At 62.9% G+C, this 16,433-nt stretch carries 16 protein-coding genes; 4 read left to right on the top strand and 12 right to left on the bottom strand.

Translation table 11 applies throughout. The features are described from left to right. The first annotated feature begins 426 nt into the window (after positions 1 to 426). Positions 427 to 1,857 (top strand): MFS transporter, encoded by a 1,431-nt coding sequence (locus ACJJVH_RS01470; protein WP_113359661.1) that lies wholly within the window; start codon positions 427 to 429, stop codon positions 1,855 to 1,857. A 34-nt stretch (positions 1,858 to 1,891) separates the two neighbouring features. On the opposite strand, the gene ACJJVH_RS01465 is transcribed toward ACJJVH_RS01470, so the two are convergent. The 6 genes from ACJJVH_RS01465 to ACJJVH_RS01440 all read right to left on the bottom strand — a co-directional run bounded on the left by ACJJVH_RS01465 (position 1,892) and on the right by ACJJVH_RS01440 (position 6,931). Beyond that, positions 1,892 to 2,275 carry a VOC family protein gene (locus tag ACJJVH_RS01465; protein ID WP_113393453.1) on the bottom strand — a complete coding sequence of 128 codons (384 nt, stop codon included), beginning with the start codon at positions 2,273 to 2,275 and terminating at the stop codon, positions 1,892 to 1,894. A 166-nt stretch (positions 2,276 to 2,441) separates the two neighbouring features. After that, positions 2,442 to 3,161 (bottom strand): RlmE family RNA methyltransferase, encoded by a 720-nt coding sequence (locus ACJJVH_RS01460; protein WP_112802661.1) that lies wholly within the window; start codon positions 3,159 to 3,161, stop codon positions 2,442 to 2,444. Beyond that, the gene (locus ACJJVH_RS01455) at positions 3,158 to 4,738 is read right to left on the bottom strand and encodes a Ppx/GppA phosphatase family protein (RefSeq protein WP_113371627.1); all 1,581 of its coding nucleotides are present in this window, start codon (positions 4,736 to 4,738) and stop codon (positions 3,158 to 3,160) included. Before ACJJVH_RS01455 ends, ACJJVH_RS01460 begins: the two co-directional genes overlap by 4 nt. Positions 4,739 to 4,882: 144 nt before the next feature. Beyond that, on the bottom strand, positions 4,883 to 5,689 hold the full coding sequence (locus tag ACJJVH_RS01450; RefSeq protein WP_412064587.1) for an anti-sigma factor family protein: 807 nt from the start codon (positions 5,687 to 5,689) through the stop codon (positions 4,883 to 4,885). Beyond that, positions 5,682 to 6,326, bottom strand: a complete 645-nt coding sequence (locus ACJJVH_RS01445; protein ID WP_412064586.1) for an RNA polymerase sigma factor — start codon at positions 6,324 to 6,326, stop codon at positions 5,682 to 5,684. The genes ACJJVH_RS01450 and ACJJVH_RS01445 overlap by 8 nt, the downstream gene beginning before the upstream one ends. Positions 6,327 to 6,388: 62 nt before the next feature. Continuing rightward, positions 6,389 to 6,931: a tetratricopeptide repeat protein gene (locus ACJJVH_RS01440; protein WP_113385347.1), complete on the bottom strand. Its 543-nt coding sequence runs from the start codon at positions 6,929 to 6,931 to the stop codon at positions 6,389 to 6,391. A 199-nt stretch (positions 6,932 to 7,130) separates the two neighbouring features. Between ACJJVH_RS01440 and ACJJVH_RS01435 the strand changes: the two genes are divergently transcribed. The 3 genes from ACJJVH_RS01435 to ACJJVH_RS01425 all read left to right on the top strand — a co-directional run bounded on the left by ACJJVH_RS01435 (position 7,131) and on the right by ACJJVH_RS01425 (position 10,055). Continuing rightward, positions 7,131 to 8,183, top strand: coding sequence for a type III polyketide synthase (locus ACJJVH_RS01435; RefSeq protein WP_113385348.1), 1,053 nt, complete (start codon positions 7,131 to 7,133; stop codon positions 8,181 to 8,183). Beyond that, a complete protein-coding gene (locus tag ACJJVH_RS01430) occupies positions 8,183 to 8,680 on the top strand; it encodes an isoprenylcysteine carboxylmethyltransferase family protein (RefSeq protein WP_113385349.1) in 498 nt (165 codons plus the stop codon). The genes ACJJVH_RS01435 and ACJJVH_RS01430 overlap by 1 nt, the downstream gene beginning before the upstream one ends. Positions 8,681 to 8,807: 127 nt before the next feature. Continuing rightward, entirely contained in the window at positions 8,808 to 10,055 is a 1,248-nt protein-coding gene (locus ACJJVH_RS01425; protein WP_412064585.1) for an NAD(P)/FAD-dependent oxidoreductase, read from the top strand. Between the two features lie 128 nt (positions 10,056 to 10,183). Here ACJJVH_RS01425 and ACJJVH_RS01420 read toward each other — a convergent pair whose 3' ends face one another. The 6 genes from ACJJVH_RS01420 to ACJJVH_RS01395 all read right to left on the bottom strand — a co-directional run bounded on the left by ACJJVH_RS01420 (position 10,184) and on the right by ACJJVH_RS01395 (position 16,344). Beyond that, complete coding sequence (locus ACJJVH_RS01420; protein ID WP_112802943.1) at positions 10,184 to 10,711, bottom strand: gluconokinase; 528 nt, start codon at positions 10,709 to 10,711, stop codon at positions 10,184 to 10,186. A gap of 74 nt (positions 10,712 to 10,785) precedes the next feature. After that, positions 10,786 to 11,739 carry a peptide ABC transporter ATP-binding protein gene (locus ACJJVH_RS01415; protein WP_112802677.1) on the bottom strand — a complete coding sequence of 318 codons (954 nt, stop codon included), beginning with the start codon at positions 11,737 to 11,739 and terminating at the stop codon, positions 10,786 to 10,788. Continuing rightward, positions 11,736 to 12,752, bottom strand: a complete 1,017-nt coding sequence (locus ACJJVH_RS01410) for an ABC transporter ATP-binding protein (protein ID WP_112802679.1) — start codon at positions 12,750 to 12,752, stop codon at positions 11,736 to 11,738. The genes ACJJVH_RS01415 and ACJJVH_RS01410 overlap by 4 nt, the downstream gene beginning before the upstream one ends. Continuing rightward, complete coding sequence (locus tag ACJJVH_RS01405) at positions 12,752 to 13,645, bottom strand: ABC transporter permease subunit (protein ID WP_112802681.1); 894 nt, start codon at positions 13,643 to 13,645, stop codon at positions 12,752 to 12,754. Before ACJJVH_RS01405 ends, ACJJVH_RS01410 begins: the two co-directional genes overlap by 1 nt. A 9-nt stretch (positions 13,646 to 13,654) precedes the next feature. Further along, on the bottom strand, positions 13,655 to 14,659 hold the full coding sequence (locus ACJJVH_RS01400) for an ABC transporter permease subunit (RefSeq protein ID WP_112802682.1): 1,005 nt from the start codon (positions 14,657 to 14,659) through the stop codon (positions 13,655 to 13,657). 89 nt (positions 14,660 to 14,748) lie between these two features. Then, positions 14,749 to 16,344, bottom strand: a complete 1,596-nt coding sequence (locus tag ACJJVH_RS01395; protein ID WP_112802684.1) for an ABC transporter substrate-binding protein — start codon at positions 16,342 to 16,344, stop codon at positions 14,749 to 14,751. Between the last annotated feature and the right edge of the window lie 89 nt (positions 16,345 to 16,433).

Here is a 16,433-nt window from a genome sequence, read left to right as displayed (position 1 = left end):
ATGCGCAGCGTAAGCCGCGCCTATCGCCGCCGCCGGCGGCAGCGGCGATAGGCGCCATCATGCCCGACCGAAAGTTTGGTCATGACAACCCCATCCAAATCCGCTAATACACCGAACGACGTTTTATGCGTTTAGCATTTCCATGCTCTTAGCATATGTCAAATCCTGCGTTTCGCGCCATGCGGCGACGGATATCACGAAGACGTGATCCCCGAGCGTTCATGGAGCAAAATCCGGGATTGGCAGCAGCTTCGCATAGGACTACAGAGCGGCTGATCGCCCTACAGCGCCGCGCACGCATGTGACGCGCAAAGGTCGCTGTAGCACTTTCAGTCCGCTGCATAATTCCTTCAGTCGATTCCGATTGAAGGAATTATGCAGTGGGCGACAGCCTTCCCGAAGATAGACCTGTCAAGGCGGATGCCTATGAATCGCATCGTTCCATTGATCCTCGCCGTAGCTCTCTTCATGGAACAGATGGATTCCACGGTCATCGCGACAGCGCTGCCGGCCATCGCCAACGATCTCCATGTCGGCCCGATCACGCTGAAGCTGGCGCTCACCTCCTACATGGTGTCGCTGGCCGTATTCATTCCGATCAGCGGCTGGATGGCCGATCGCTTCGGCGCGAAGAACATCTTCCGCGTCGCCATCTGCGTCTTCGTCATCGGCTCCATCATGTGCGCCTTTTCCGGCGGCCTGCTGGAATTCGTCTTTGCCCGCTTCCTGCAGGGCGTCGGCGGCTCGATGATGACACCGGTCGGGCGCCTGGTGCTGGTGCGCACGACGCAGAAGAGCGATCTGGTTTCGGCCATGGCGCTGCTGTCCATTCCAGCCCTCGTCGGCCCGCTCGCCGGTCCGCCGCTCGGCGGCTTCATCACCACCTATGCGTCCTGGCACTGGATCTTCCTGATCAACGTGCCCGTCGGCATCCTCGGCGTCATCCTGGCGTCGATCTTTCTGCCCGACGTGGAAGCGACCATGCCGCCGAAACTCGATGTCATCGGCTTCCTGCTGACCTCCTTTGCGGCGTCGGGCATCGTCTTCGGCATGTCGGTCATCAGCCTGCCGGCTCTGCCGCCCTATATCGGCATTTCAGCCGTCGTCATCGGCTTCATCTGCGGTTTTCTCTATGTCGGCCATGCACGCCGCCACCCGGCGCCGATCCTCAATCTGTCGCTGCTGAAGAATGCGACCTTCCGCGCTTCCGTCACCGGCGGCACGCTGTTTCGTATCTGTATCGGCGCCATGCCGTTCCTGACGCCGCTGATGTTGCAGCTCGGCTTCGGCCTCAATCCGTTCCAGTCCGGCCTCATCACCTTTGCCGGGGCGATCGGCGCGATCACCACCAAGTTCATCGCGCGCCGGGTCTTCACCGCCGTCGGTTTCAAGACCGCGCTGCTTTCCGCTGCGGCCGTAACGACGGTCACGACGATCTGCACCGGCCTCTTCCAGCCCTGGACGCCGCATCTCGTCATCATCGCCATATTGTTGGTCGGCGGCTTCTCGCGCTCCTTCTTCTTCACCGGCATCAATGCGCTCGCCTTTGCCGATATCAGCGACAATCAGGCCAGCCAGGCGACATCCATGAGCTCGGTGATGCAGCAGATCAGCCTCGCGCTCGGCGTCGCGGTTGCGGCGATGATCCTGGAAACCTCCACATTCTTCCGCGGCACGGAGCTGCAAGTGAGCGATTTCCACATCGCCTTCTTCTGCATCTCGGTACTGACCGTGGTTGCCACCATTCCGTTCATCCGGATGGATCGCAATGCCGGCGCCATGGTCTCCGGCCACAAGGCCGGCCTGAAACGCGTCGCCGCCGCGCAGCCGCAGGTTCAGCAGCCTGCCGCAAAATAAGCCCGTTCCGGTCGCGGCTTTGCGCAATCGCGCGTTATTCGGGCCTCTCGCAGACGGCGCTCAGCTTGTTGCCGTCGGGATCGCGGACGTATGCCGCATAGAAATTGGCGTGGAAGGAGCGCAGCCCCGGCCTGCCTTCATCCATGCCGCCATGCGCCAGAGCCGCGGCATGGAAGGCATCGACTGCGGCGCGGCTTTCGGCATGCAAGGCGACCATTGAACCGTTGCCGATCGTTGCCGTTCGCCGATCGTAGGGGACGACGACCCAGAACCGGCAACGCGTATCTCCATCGGCGGCATAACCGATTTCCTCGTCCGACGATCGCTGACGCCGATAGCCGAGCACGGGCAGAACGGCATCATAAAAGACTTGTGCGCGCGAGATGTCGTTGGAGCCGAGCGTTACATAAAGGAGCATGATGGAGCAGTTCCAGGAAAAGTGCGTGGCGGTTTTCCGTCCGGAATTGCATCAAAACAAAAGGCCGGGCATTTTCGCGATTCGAAGAAAAGCGGAAAGGCTCTAACGTCCTGATCGTCCGCGATGCCTTGGACTTCGGCATCATCGGACGAAACAGACAAACGGATCAAGCCTCCGTGGCTTCGCCATCCGCCTTGCGGCCCTTGAAGCCTTTCGCCAGCAGAAACATTTCCACCGATTCAGATCTGGATGCGCCGGGCTTCACATGGACGACCTGACGGAAATTCTGCTTCAGGAAGGTCAGCAGATCGCGCTCCGTCCCTCCCTGGAAGGTCTTGGCAAGGAAATGCCCGCCTTCGGCCAGCACCTCGACGGCGAAATGCGCCGCGACTTCGCAGAGATGCATGGTTCGCAGATGGTCGGTGCGGTGATGGCCCGTCGTCGGCGCCGCCATATCGGATATCACGAGATCGGGCGTACCGCCAACGGCATCGATCAGACGCTGCGGCGCCTCCGGATCAAGGAAATCGAGCTGCAGGATACCGACGCCGGGGATTGGCGCCATCTCCAGAAAATCGATGGCCGCGACGCGAATATCTTCTTCGGTCGATCCAGTCACCTTTGCTGCGATCTGCGACCAGCTGCCGGGTGCCGCGCCCAGATCGATAATGCGGCGCGCACCCTTCAGGATCTGGTGCTTTTCGTCGATCTCCAGCAGCTTGAAGGCGGCGCGGGCGCGATAGCCCTCAAGCTGCGCACGCTGCACGTAAGGGTCGTTGATATGCCGTTCCAGCCATTGGCGGGACGAAGCCTTCAGCTTCTTTTTCTTGACACGCTGGCCGAGCTTGCGGCCCGTGCGGTTGCCGGCGATGGTTGGCTTGGTCACGTCTGCGGCCCCTTCATATCCCTCGGTCGATGGCCGCCACGGCGCGCACGGCCCCGCCGCCACACGCCATCGTCTGCCATCATGTCGGTCAGCAATCCCTCGCGCAGGCCGCGATCGGCAACGCGCATGCGCGGGCTCGGCCAGCGGCGGCGGATCGCCTCCAGAATGGCGCATCCCGCCAGCACCAGATCGGCGCGATCCGGCCCGATGCAGGGATTGGCGGCGCGGCCGGCAAAATCCCAGGACAAAAGCTTGGCCTGCATGGCGCTCACCTCGTCGTCCGACAGCCAGACGCCGTCGACCCGGCGGCGATCGTAACGCGGCAGATCGAGATGGACGCCGGCGAGCGTCGTCACCGTGCCGGACGTGCCGATCAGATGGAAATCGCCGCTGTCGCGCGCGGCGCCATGCACCGGCGGGCAATCGAAACGTTCGAGCATCCGCTGAACTTCGCACACCATCGTCTCGAACAGCTCCGGCGTCACGTCGCGTCCGCCATGGCGCTCCGAGAGCGTCACGACACCGACGGGCAGCGAGGTCCAGTGGGTGATATGGTTGGCAAGCCGGCTGGAGCGGTTCTCGCCGATCCGGATGACGGCGATTTCGGAGGAGCCACCGCCGATATCGAACAGCACGACCGAGCGCGCCTCCGGCCCAACCAGCGACGAGCAGCCCGAGACCGCAAGCCGCGCCTCGGTTTCGCGATCGATGATCTCCAGCCGCAATCCCGTTTCTTCCGTGACCCGCGAAAGGAAGGATTCGCCATTGTCGGCCGCGCGGCAGGCTTCGGTCGCGATCAGCCGCATGCGGCGGATTTCGCGCGTCTTCAACTTGGCCGCGCAGATGCGCAGCGCCTCCACGGCGCGGTCCATCGCCTCGCTCGACAGGCGTCCACTCGCCCCGAGCCCCTCACCGAGCCGCACGATGCGGGAAAACGCATCGACAACCCTGAACTGCCCGGGACGGGTCGGCTGCGCGATCAGCAGGCGGCAATTGTTGGTGCCGAGATCGAGGGCGGCGTAAAGATCGACAGGGCGGGAATCGGCGTCTGCATGATGATGCAGCCCCTGCCCTTCGCGCCGCGGCTGCGATTGCCGGCTCTGGCGATGATCGTCATGAGCCGAGGCATGGGCATTCGCAGACATGCCGGGCGGCGCAACGATCTGCGCCGTTTTTTCATGCGCCAGCGGCCGGCCCTGCAGGCCGCGCTTGCTGCGATGCTTGCGCCGGTTCTTGCCGCCCTTGTGCGATGACGGATGGCCGTGATCCGCCGCGGCCCTATGTTCCGCCGTCGATGAAAGCTGCTGGGGCTGGGAAACAGGTTGCGCACCGCCCTGGGCTCCGCCGCGCGCACGGCGTCGGCGCTTGCGCTTTCTGGCCGGCGAGCCGGCCTCATCCTCTGCTGGGCGTTGCGCCACCTGGCCGGACTTGCCTGCCTGGCTGGCCTCCGCAGAATGAGCGTTCGGGCGGCTGTTGCCACGCTTACGCTTCGCGCGCCGGGAGGATTTACCCTTCCTGCGCTCTGCTGCCGACGCCCCGTCTGCCTGCGGCGCTGAGCCGCTGTCGGGGTCACTCACGTATCTTTTCCACCGCGCCGCGCAAGGCCCTGAAGCATGCTGCTGGCGCTCGTTCGATTTTCGTTGGACAAAGAATACCAGCAGGAAGGGTTTTCGCCAAATTCTTTTTGAATCACGCCGGTTTGGACATGCCAGGAGCAGCCATCAGGCGATCAGATGCGCCCTGACATCAGCCGCAAGTTGCTGCATCCGGTCGATCGGCGCGTGGCCGATCAGCATGAAGGCGTGGGTCGGACTCGACCAGTAGACGACGTTCATGCCCCGGCGGTTTTCCATATCCGGCGCGGCCGCGCCCTTGGTGGACTGGACGATGCAAAGCGCCATGGGGCCGCTTTCCGGATCGAGATAGGCGATCTGGGCCAGGGGCCTGCTGTCGTAATTCAGGATCTGGGCGCGCTTGAACTCGACACCCGGCATGGCAATGGCTTCAGGCTTCAGCGGCAGGCCGAGCCTGGCGCCGACGTCGTTCAACTGCGCCGCCTGTTGCGCAGCATCGCCGGCCGGGGCGCTCAGCGTATCCGCCGTATAGAGCGAGAGATATTCCGCAACCACGGCACGCCACTCGGTATCCTCATCCGGTTTCGAAAGCCGGTGGCCGATGCCGATCACCGCTCGGTCGACGGCAATGGCCGCGATGAAGCTTGCGGCAATCGCCGCAAGCAAACCGCGGCGGCCGATGCCGGCAAGCCGGGCCTTGCTGTTCTCCTTTGCAGATGGAATGGCCGCAAGCATGGCGTCCAGCTTCGCGGCCGGTGCCTCAGCCAGCAGCGGCTCGAATGCTTCCCCGAAGGGCAACGCGCTGCGCGACAGGAACTCGAAACGCTCCGCCACGCGCTCGTCGCCGGCGATCAACCGCTCGATCCATTCGCTATCGGCGGCATCCAGCTCGCCGTCGATGAAGGCGGTGAGTTGCTCGTCCGTCGGCGTCTGTCCTTTGTTCACTTCACTCATTTCCATTCCCCAGTCGCCCGCTGCCGGAAGCCTTTCCTTCGGCTGTCGTCCCCATGCCATCCGCGAGTTTCGCCCGCGCGGCCGCCAGCCGGCTCATGACGGTTCCGATCGGCACCTCCAGGATCTCGGCCACCTCGCGATAGGAAAGCCCTTCGACATAGGCCAGGAATACGGCGGTGCGCTGCGCCTCCGGCAGTGCCTGCACGCGCTGCAACACCTGCCCGGCCAGAATATGCGTTTCGGTTTCCTGCGCACCGTCGAAAACCAGCGTTTCGTCGGCATCCACGAAGCCCTGCCCCATGCGCACCCGGCGGGAACGAACCTCGTTCAGCCATATCGAATGGAGAATGGCAAACAACCAGCGGTCAAGCCGCGTGCCCGCCGTAAACTGGGACGCCCGCTCCAGCGCCCTGACGCAAGTCGCCTGCACGAGATCGTCGGCCACGTCCCGCTGGCGCGACAGCACCACGCCATAGCGCCACAGCCGCGTCAGGTGCCGGGACAGGCCTGCCCTGATATCCTCTTCGCTCGCTATGACATCCTCCGCGGCATTGGCGCGTCCGGAAGCCGCCGAACGTTTCGGCGGCTCCCTCGCAGACCGATTATAGGCAGAAATCGCACCACGAGCGACCGGCATCACTCCCATATCTCTCGCAAAGCTCCCTGCTTACCATCCTCATCGCTGCTCCGAATCCGCCGTCAAAGGCTGGAGGGATTAAGGATTGCGGCGTGAAGGTCGCGATATTCCTCGCAGCTCGTATTGCCGCAGAGCGTCCTGATCGTGTTCAGCTGGTCCTCGGCAAGGTCCATCCGGCCCTTGATGACGTAGGCCTCGCCGAGATATTCGCGAACGAGCGTGTATTTCGGATCCATGGCGACGGACTTGGTGTAGTAGGAGATACCTTCATCCGTGCGGCCAAGCTTGCGGGTGGCATAGCCGCGATAGTTCAGCGCCTCCGCCGTGTTCGGGTTCTTCATCGTGTCGAGAACGGCCAGGGCTTCCTCGTAGCGATGATCCTTCTTGGCCAGCGAATAGGCGTAGTCGGCGCGGTTTTCGTCCGTGACGTTGGCGCCTTGCTGCTTGACGCACTTCTTCGTCTTCTGGTCGTAGATCTCGCCCTTCTTGCAGGTCGGCGTCGTGCTCGAATCATCGCCGGCGGCGAAGACGGGAACGGCGAAGGCGCCGAGGCTCAGGCCCGCGCCGAGGGCGATGGAAGCCAGGCGAAATGCTTTGGTCGTCATGGAATGTCTCCTTGGCAAAATGAACGTTGCGAGGGGAGAACACACTGCCGGCAGCTTTTATTCGGAGAGGTCCCGAACTTTTTCAGCCAATCCGTTTTCATCAGGCGCCGTCACTCTTTCGTGACCGGTCCGGCATCGAATAGACCGCCTCGATCGCGTGTTTCCGCCGACATGCCCCTCAAGGGCACAGGAGAAACCCGTGACAGATACCGTCAAACTTCTAAGCCTTGCCGTCGCAACGCCCAACAACATCATCCTCCAGACGGAGGCCGCCGAGACGGCCCGCCGCCTGTTTTCGCGCCGTTTCCAGGACTTCAAATATCTTGCCCGTGTGTTCGAGAACGCAGGCATTCGCAAACGCCATGCCGCACGGCCGCTTTCGTGGTTCGAAGAAGCGCATGGCTGGCAGGACCGCATGGCCGCCTATGCGGAGGCCGCATCCGCGCTTTTCCGTCGGTCCACGACCGCGGCGCTGCAGCGCGCAGGCATCGCAGCCAATCAGGTGGACTGCATCGTGACGGCGTCCTCCACCGGGCTTGCGACGCCGAGCCTGGAGGCGCGCCTTGCCGGCGAGATGGGCTTTCGCGGCGATATCGAGCGTGTGCCGGTCTTCGGCCTTGGCTGCGCGGCGGGCGTGTCCGGCCTTGCGATTGCGACGAGAATGGCGCGAAGCCGGCCGGGCGCCGTCGTCCTCTTCGTTGCGATCGAACTCTGCTCGCTCGCCTTTCGTCTGGACGAGCTGACGCGGCCCAACATCATTGCGACGGCGCTGTTTGGCGATGGCGCCGCTGCCTGCGTGCTGCGCGCCGGCGAAAGCGGCATCGCGGAGATCGAATCGACAGGCGAGCATCTCTTTCCCGACAGCCTCGGCATCATGGGCTGGAAGATCGACGATACCGGCTTCGGCATCATCCTCGAACAATCGCTGCCCGTCTTCGCCGAGACCCACCTGAGAAGCGCGATTGCCGGGATTCTGGAGCGATCGGGGCTTTCGCTCCCGGATATCGATCGTTTCATCTGCCATCCCGGCGGCGCCAAGGTACTGACGGCGCTGGAGACGTCGTTGGATCTCGATGAAGGTTCGCTCGATATCGAACGCGATGTGATCGGCGACTATGGCAACATGTCCTCCCCCACCGTGCTGTTCGTGCTGGAACGCGTGATCGCGTCAGGATTGCCGGCCCGATCGGCCTTGCTCGCCATGGGCCCCGGCTTTTCGGCCAGCTGCATCACCCTGAGGAGGGTCTCCTGATGCCATGGCCATCCATCGCGCTTCTGACCTTCGTGACGCTGCAACGGCTGGCGGAACTCGTCTATGCCCGGCACAACACCGCCGCCCTGCTTGCCCGCGGCGCCCGCGAATGCGCGCCGGAGCACTACCCCTTCATGGTGGCGATGCACGCGGCGTGGCTCGCCGGACTATGGCTCTTCGCCATCGGCCGATCGGTCGATCCGTTCTGGTTCCTGCTGTTCATGGTGCTTCAAGGACTGCGTCTCTGGGTGCTGGCGACGCTGGGAGAGCGGTGGACGACGCGCATCGTCATCCTGCCCGGCGCGGCACTCGTGAGAAACGGGCCCTATCGCTTCCTCAGCCATCCGAACTATGCGATCGTCGTCGGCGAAATCGCCGTATTGCCGCTCGCCTTCGGCATGCCGCTTTACGCCGCGATCTTTTCGCTGCTCAACGGCATCATTCTGACGATCCGCATTCGTGCCGAAAACGCCTGCCTGCTACAGAGTGTGCACTGATCGCATTTTTCAATTGCGCCGCCGAAATTTGGCAGGCATTTTCGATGCTTACGGCACGATCCGGGCCATGGCAGCTGCCGTGAAGAACCGCGCGGGCGTGCAACGGGCATGCGGATAGCAGGATAAAATGACAAAGGACGCAATCGTTCTCGGGGCGGGCATCGTCGGCGTCTCGACGGCAATCCATCTTCAGCGGCGGGGCCGCCAGGTCGTCCTTGTCGACAGGAAGGAACCCGGCCGGGAAACCTCCTTCGGCAATGCCGGCCTCATCCAGCGCGAAGGCGTCGTGCCCTACGGCTTTCCGCAGCAATTCGGCCTGCTGCTGCGCTATGCCTTCAACAATCGCGTCGATGCGCATTATCACCTGCGCGCCCTGCCGTCGCAGATCGCCTTCCTCGCGCGCTATTGGTGGAACTCCAATACGAAGCGCCACGAAATGATCTCGCGCGCCTATGCGCCGCTGATCGAGCATTCCGTCAGCGAGCACAACGACCTTATCGAAGCCTCGCATGCCGAGGAACTGATCCGCAAGAACGGCTGGGTGGAGCTGTTCCGGTCGAGCGAGAAGCGTGACGCGGAGTTTGCCGAAGCCGAACGCCTCAACCGCGAATTCGGGATCGGCTACGAAGCATTGAGCAGCGCTGAGCTCGCAGCCGCCGAGCCGCATCTGAGGGGCAGCTTTGCCGGCGCCTTGCGCTGGCGCGATCCCTGGTCGGTGCTGGACCCGCATGGGCTGACATCAGCCTATCGCCGCTACTTCGAGAGCATCGGCGGGCGCGTGACGACGGGGGACGCGATCTCGCTCGGCATGGCCGGCTCATCCTGGAGAATGGTGACGGCGGAAGGATCGATCGAGGCGGAGGATGTCGTCGTCGCGCTCGGGCCCTGGGCCGACCTGGTGACGAAACGCTTCGGCTACGCCTTTCCGCTCGGGGTCAAGCGCGGCTATCACATGCATTATGCGGCCGAAGGCGATGCCGTCCTCAACAACTGGACGCTGGATGCCGAGCGCGGCTATCTGCTGGCGCCGATGAGCCGCGGCATTCGGCTGACGACCGGCGCCGAGTTTGCCCTGCGCGATGCGCCGAAGACGCCGGTGCAGCTCGACCGCGCCGAAGCCCTCGCCCGCGCCGCCTTCCCGCTCGGCGAGCGGCTCGATCCGGAACCCTGGATGGGCGCGCGCCCCTGTACGCCCGACATGATGCCGATCATCGGCAAGGCGCCGCGCCACAACGGCCTGTGGTTCGCTTTCGGGCATGCCCATCATGGCCTGACGCTCGGACCGGTGACCGGCCGCGTACTTGCGGAGCTTATCACCGGCGAGAAGCCCTTCATCGATATTTCGGCCTACGCCCCGGACCGGTTCGCACCGTGACCCGGTGATATCGTGACCCGTCGATTCAGAGCAATTCCAAGGAAAAGTGCGGAACGGTTTTCCGTCCGGAATCGCGTATAAACAAAGGGATAGAGCGGTTCATCGATTCCGTGAAACGAGGGACCGCTCTAGAGAGCTGCCCTGAGGCTCTTGACGGCAGCATCGACGATGGCGTCGATCGTATCGTCGATGTCGACGGTCACGACGCCGGGCTCGCCGGTGGGAACCTCCAGCGTCTGCAGCTGGCTTTCGAGCAACGAAGTCGGCATGAAATGCCCCTTGCGCTCGCCCATGCGCCTCGTCAGCAGTTCCCTCGAGCCTTCGAGATAGATGAAATAGAGATGTCCGCCGGCGGATGTCCGCAGGCGCTCACGATAGATGCGCTTCAGCGCGGAGCAGGAAACGGCGATCCCCTCCCCCTTGGCGAGGCTCGCCGTGATCACCTCGCCGATCTTTTCGAGCCACGGCCAGCGATCCTCATCCGTAAGAGGAATCCCCTTGCTCATCTTTTCGACGTTGGAGGCAGGATGCAGCGCATCGCCTTCGATGAAATGCACGCCGAGGCGAGCCGCCACACCCTCGCCGATGGAGGATTTGCCGCTGCCGCTCACGCCCATGACGATGATGGCAAGCGGAGTGTCTTGGTTATCGTGCATCGGGGCCTTCCGGAATGACTGAATTGAATCGGGCATGATCATTTTCGCCAGTCATGCCCGATTCGCAACCTGGATCAATCCAGAGGAAAGAAACAGGAAAATTTATGCGTCCCTTCGCCCGCCAGCTCCGGCGCAACTTGGCGGCATTGATCCTGAGCGCGCCAGCAACGGGGATTGAAATGGCATCCCTTCGGCGGGTTGAGCGGCGACGGCAGCTCGCCCTGCAGGCGGATGCGGTTCTTCTCGCGCTCCGGATCGGCGATCGGCGTCGCCGACAGGAGGGCGGCCGTATAGGGATGGCGCGGCCGGGTGAAGACCTCGTCGGCGGTGCCGGTTTCGACCGGACGCCCGAGATACATCACCATCACGTCGTCGGCGATGTGGCGGACGACGGAGAGGCCATGCGAGATGAAGAGATAGGCAAGCCCCATCTCCTTTTGCAGGTCCATGAGCAGGTTCAGCACCTGCGCCTGGATCGACAGGTCGAGCGCGGAGACCGGTTCGTCGAGCACCAGCACCTTCGGCCTGAGCATCAGGGCGCGCGCAATGGCGATACGCTGGCGCTGGCCGCCGGAGAACATGTGCGGATAGCGATCGTAATGTTCCGGACGAAGGCCGACGCGCGCCATCATTTCCTCCGCCTTGCGGCGGCGGGTGGCGGCATCGTCATCCGTGTTGATCTTCAGTGGCTCTTCCAGGATGGAGCCGACCTTCTGGCGCGGATTGAGCGAGCCGTAGGGGTTCTGGAACACGATCTGCACGGCGCTGCGCAGGCTGCGGTCGCCGAGCTTCGCGGGCTTGCCGTCGATCAGCAATTCGCCAGCCGTCGGGTTTTCGATCATCGTCACCAGGCGGGCGAGCGTCGACTTGCCGCAGCCGGATTCGCCGACGACGGCAAGCGTGCGGCCCGACTGCAGGCTGAAGCTGACGCCGTTCAACGCCTTGACGGTCGCTTCCGGTTTGAAGCTGCCGCGCTTGACGGTGTAGAAGCGGGCGAGATCGCGCCCTTCGAGAACAGCGCCGGTCATGCGGCACCTCCTGCTTGTTGCGTGGCGGCAATGCCGGGGTGGCCGAGCGGCTTGCCATGTTCCAGCGGATAGTTGCAAAGGGTCAGGCCGAGTTCGGCGCCCTGGCGCTTGACGCCCTTGTCGCATTCCGGCGTTGCGAAGGAACAGCGCGGCGCAAAAAGACAGCCCGTCGGACGATCATGCTGACCGGGAACGACGCCGGCAATCGACGGCAGGCGCTCGCCGACTTCGGCGCGCTCGGGCAGAGCCGAGAGAAGCGCCGCCGTATAAGGGTGATGCGGATCGCGGAACAGCTCCCTGACCGGCTGCTCCTCGACCTTCTGGCCGGCATATTGCACCTGCACGCGCTCCGCCGTTTCGGCAACGACACCCATGTCGTGGGTGATGAGCACGAGCGCCATGCCCTGCTCCCGCTGCAGGCGCACGAGCAGATCGAGGATCTGGGCCTGGATCGTGACGTCGAGCGCGGTTGTGGGTTCGTCGGCGATCAGGAGCTTCGGATTGCAGGCGAGCGCCATGGCGATCATGACGCGCTGGCTCATGCCGCCCGACATCTGGTGCGGGAAGTTTGACAAACGATCCTCCGGCGCGGGAATGCCGACGAGCTTCAGAAGCTCGATCGAGCGTTCGCGGCGCGCCTTGCGATCGAGGCCCATGTGGATGCGGAGCGTCTCGCCGAGCTGGAAGCCGACCGTGAAGCACGGATTGAGGCTCGACATCGGCTCCTGGAAGATCATCGCCATGTCCTTGCCGATGATCTTGCGGCGCTGGCGCGAGGAAATGCCGCGCAGGTCCTTGCCATCGAACATCATGCGGTCGGCGGTGATCTTCGCCGTCCAGGGCAGAAGGCCCATCATGGCGAGCATGGAGACGGATTTACCGGAACCGGATTCGCCGACGATCGACAGGATTTCGCCCTTGTCGCATTTCAGCGAGACGCCGTCGACCGCCCGGAACAGGCCGGACGAGGTCTGGAATTCAACGGATAGATTGGAGATATCGAGGAGTGCCATTACGACCTCTTCAGCTTCGGGTCGAACGCATCGCGCAAGCCGTCGCCCATCAGGTTGATGGCGAGCACCGTGATCAGGATGCAGAGACCGGGGAAAGTAACGAGCCAGGGGTTGCTCTGGAAGAATTCACGCGAGTCAGCGAGCATCGTGCCCCATTCCGGCGTCGGCGGCTGGGCGCCCTGGCCGAGGAAGCCGAGTGCCGCGGCATCGAGAATGGCAGCCGAGAAGGCAAGCGTCGCCTGCACGATCAGCGGTCCGAGACAGTTCGGCAGGATGGTCTTGAACATCAGCCGCACAGGGCCGGCGCCGGCAACGCGCGAGGCGATGACATATTCCTTGTCGCGCTCGGCCATGACGGACGCGCGCGTCAGACGAACGAAATGCGGCTGGTTGACGATGGAGATCGCGATCATCGCGTTGGTCAGGCCCGGCCCGAGGATGGCCACCAGCACGAGGGCGAGCAGCAGCGACGGGACCGCGAGGATGATGTCCATGACGCGCATGATGATCGTATCCGTGCGGCCGCGAACATAACCGGCCACAAGGCCGATCAGGATGCCGGCGACTGCCGAAAGCGAGGCGACGACGAGGCCGATGAACAGCGAGAACCGCGTGCCGTAGATCAGGCGCGACAGCAGGTCGCGGCCGTTGGCGTCCGTGCCCAGCAGGAAGCTGCTGTTGCCGCCCTGCGCCCAGACGGGCGGCAGGCGCTGCATGGAGCTGCCATAGGCGGCGTCGGGATCATGCGGCGAAACCACGCCGGCGAAGATCGCCAGGAACAGGACGAAGAGGAAGATCGCAAGGCCGATGACGGCGCCTTTGTTGCGAGAGAAGTAATACCAGAACTCCGCGAGAGCGGAAGGACGGTCGGATTTGACGCTTACCGTGCTCATGGACCGCTCCTAGTGACGAATGCGTGGATTGACGAAGCCGTAGAGCAGGTCGACAGCGAGATTGACGAGCATGACGATGCCGGCAATCAGCAGCAGGCCGCCCTGCACCACCGGATAATCGCGCTTGAAAACGGCGTCGATCATCCATTTGCCGATGCCCGGCCACGAGAAGATGCTTTCCGTGAGGATCGCGCCGCCGAGCAGCACGCCGACCTGCAGGCCGATCGTGGTGACGACCGGGATCATCGCATTGCGCAGCGCATGCACTGAAACGACGCGCAGCGGCGACAGGCCCTTGGAACGGGCGGTACGCACATAATCCTCGCCGAGCACTTCGAGCATGGCGGAGCGCGTCTGGCGGGCGATGACGGCCAGCGGAATGGTGCCGAGCACGATGGTCGGCAGGATCAGCGAATTCAGCGCGGACCAGAAGGCGCCCTTCTGACCGGAGAGCAGGCTGTCGATCAGCATGAAACCGGTGATCGGCTTGAAGAAGTAGATGAGACCGATGCGGCCCGAAACCGGCGTCCAGTGCAGGTAGCCGTTGAAGACGATGATGAGCAACAGGCCCCACCAGAAGATCGGCATGGAATAACCGACGAGGGCCACGCCCATGACGCTCTGGTCGAACCATGTGCCGCGCTTGACGGCGGCGAAAACGCCAGCCGGGATGCCAAGACAGATCGCGATGATCATGGCGCAGATCGACAGCTCGAGCGTTGCCGGGAAGAAGGTCAGAAAGTCGGTCAGCACGTCGCGCTTGGTGGTGATCGAGGTGCCCAGATCGCCGTGCAGGGCATTCCAGATGTATTTGCCGTACTGGACGACCATCGGCTGGTCGTAGCCGAGGTCGTGGGAAATCTGCGCATGGCGTTCCGGCGACATGACACGTTCGCCCGACAGCAGCATGACAGGATCGCCGGGAAGCAGGCGGATGAAGGAAAAGGCAACGATCGATACGCCGAGGAATGTCGGGATCAGCACCGCAAGGCGGCCGAAAAGAAATCGCAACATGGCAGATGTCCAAATTTTTCCGGCGGTCAGGCAAGGGGCCTGACCGCCGGGTAGCCCGGTCTTGGCCGGGCATTCTCACAGATTTTTCGTTATTCGGCGATATCGACGCCGTCGAAGCGATGAACGCCGACCGGATCCTGGAAGTAGCCGGTGACATTCTTCGTCATCGGGACGAACTCTTCCGAATGGTCGATGGTCATCCACGGTGCTTCGCGCTTGAAGACGACCTGCGCCTCTTCATAGAGCTTCGTACGCTCCTTGAGGTCGGCCGTCTGCTTGGCCTTCTTCACCAGATCGTCGAATTCCTTGTTGCACCACTGCGCGCGGTTGTTGCCGCCGACGGCATCGCAGCCGAGCAGCGTGTCAAGGAAGTTGTCCGGATCGCCGTTGTCGCCGGTCCAGCCGAGGATGGCCGCGCCGTCGCGGTCCTTGGCGGAGGACAGCTTCAGGTACTGGGCCCAGTCGTAGGTGACGATCTCGACCTTGACGCCGACCTTGGCAAGATCCGCCTGCATCAGCTCGGCGGCGCGGCGCGCGTTCAGCATGTACGGACGCGAAACCGGCATGGCCCAGATCTTCATGCTGAGATCCTTGACGCCTGCCTTTTCAAGCAGCTTCTTGGCTTCGTCCGGATTGTAGGCGTCGTCCTTCACGTCCTTGTTGTAGGACCACATGGTCGGCGGGATCGGGTTGGTCGCAACCGTGGCCGAACCCTGGAAGACGGCGTCGACGATGGCCTGCTTGTTGACGGCCATGTTGATGGCCTTGCGCACTTCGACCTTGTCGAACGGAGCAACGAGCGTGTTGTAGGCGAGGTAGGAAACGTTCAGGCCCGCCTGTTCCAGAACCTTGAGGTTCGAGTCGGCCTTCAGATCCTTGATGTCGGCTGCGTTCGGGTAAGGCATGATGTTGCATTCGCCGGACTTCAGCTTCTGAGCGCGGACGGATGCGTCCGGCGTGATGGCGAAGACGAGATCGTCGATCTTTTCCTTGCCCTTGAAGTAGGATTCGTTCGCCTTGTAGCGGATGACGGCGTCCGGCTGGTAGGCGACGAAGGTGAACGGACCAGTGCCGAGCGGCTGCTGGTTCATCTGTTCCATCTTGCCGTCGGCCTGCAGCTTGTCTGCGTATTCCTTCGACAGAATCGAGGCGAAGTCCATGGCCAGATCGGCGAGGAAGGGAGCTTCCGGACGGTTCAGGACGAACTTGACCGTGAGGTCATCAACCTTCTCGATCGACTTGATGAGCTTCGGGAAGCCCATGCCGTCGGCATATTCATAGGAACCGCCGGCGACATACTTGGCCCACGGATTGTCCGTGTTGAGCTGACGGCTGATCGAGAAGATCACGTCGTCGGCATCGAGGTCGCGCGTCGGCGTGAAGAAATCGGTCGTCTGGAACTTCACGCCCTTGCGGAGCTTGAAGGTATATTCCTTGCCGTCGGGGGAAACGGTCCAGCTTTCGGCGACGCCGGGCTCGACCTCGGTGCTGCCGTGCTTGAATTCGACGAGGCGGCTATAGACCGTGCGGGAAGAAGCATCGAACGTGGTGCCGGCAGTATAAATACCCGGATCGAAACCTTCCGGCGATCCTTCCGAGCAATAGACAAGCGTTTTCGACCAGGCGGACGTCGCCATGACCGAAGCCAAGGCTGTCGCTGCCAGCAGGACAGAAATCTTTTTCATGATATCGTTTCCCAGATTTGTTATTCTTTTGAAGCCGCGGATACCAGCAGAGGTCCCATCCGGATCGCGCCGATGGAACTTTATTTTAA

The sequence above is a fragment of the Rhizobium sp. SYY.PMSO genome, assembly GCF_046840415.1.
Taxonomy (GTDB): Bacteria; Pseudomonadota; Alphaproteobacteria; order Rhizobiales; family Rhizobiaceae; genus Rhizobium.
This window is presented reverse-complemented; position numbering and strand designations above follow the sequence as displayed.

Excerpts from the sequence above, each read along its gene's own strand:
- ACJJVH_RS01470 (WP_113359661.1), top strand. The coding sequence starts at position 427 with ATGAATCGCATCGTTCCATTGATCCTCGCCGTAGCTCTCTTCATGGAA.
- ACJJVH_RS01465 (WP_113393453.1), bottom strand. The coding sequence starts at position 2,275 with ATGCTCCTTTATGTAACGCTCGGCTCCAACGACATCTCGCGCGCACAA.
- ACJJVH_RS01450 (WP_412064587.1), bottom strand. The coding sequence starts at position 5,689 with ATGAGTGAAGTGAACAAAGGACAGACGCCGACGGACGAGCAACTCACC.
- ACJJVH_RS01445 (WP_412064586.1), bottom strand. The coding sequence starts at position 6,326 with ATGCCGGTCGCTCGTGGTGCGATTTCTGCCTATAATCGGTCTGCGAGG.
- ACJJVH_RS01440 (WP_113385347.1), bottom strand. The coding sequence starts at position 6,931 with ATGACGACCAAAGCATTTCGCCTGGCTTCCATCGCCCTCGGCGCGGGC.
- ACJJVH_RS01430 (WP_113385349.1), top strand. The coding sequence starts at position 8,183 with ATGCCATGGCCATCCATCGCGCTTCTGACCTTCGTGACGCTGCAACGG.
- ACJJVH_RS01425 (WP_412064585.1), top strand. The coding sequence starts at position 8,808 with ATGACAAAGGACGCAATCGTTCTCGGGGCGGGCATCGTCGGCGTCTCG.
- ACJJVH_RS01420 (WP_112802943.1), bottom strand. The coding sequence starts at position 10,711 with ATGCACGATAACCAAGACACTCCGCTTGCCATCATCGTCATGGGCGTG.
- ACJJVH_RS01415 (WP_112802677.1), bottom strand. The coding sequence starts at position 11,739 with ATGACCGGCGCTGTTCTCGAAGGGCGCGATCTCGCCCGCTTCTACACC.
- ACJJVH_RS01410 (WP_112802679.1), bottom strand. The coding sequence starts at position 12,752 with ATGGCACTCCTCGATATCTCCAATCTATCCGTTGAATTCCAGACCTCG.
- ACJJVH_RS01405 (WP_112802681.1), bottom strand. The coding sequence starts at position 13,645 with ATGAGCACGGTAAGCGTCAAATCCGACCGTCCTTCCGCTCTCGCGGAG.
- ACJJVH_RS01400 (WP_112802682.1), bottom strand. The coding sequence starts at position 14,659 with ATGTTGCGATTTCTTTTCGGCCGCCTTGCGGTGCTGATCCCGACATTC.
- ACJJVH_RS01395 (WP_112802684.1), bottom strand. The coding sequence starts at position 16,344 with ATGAAAAAGATTTCTGTCCTGCTGGCAGCGACAGCCTTGGCTTCGGTC.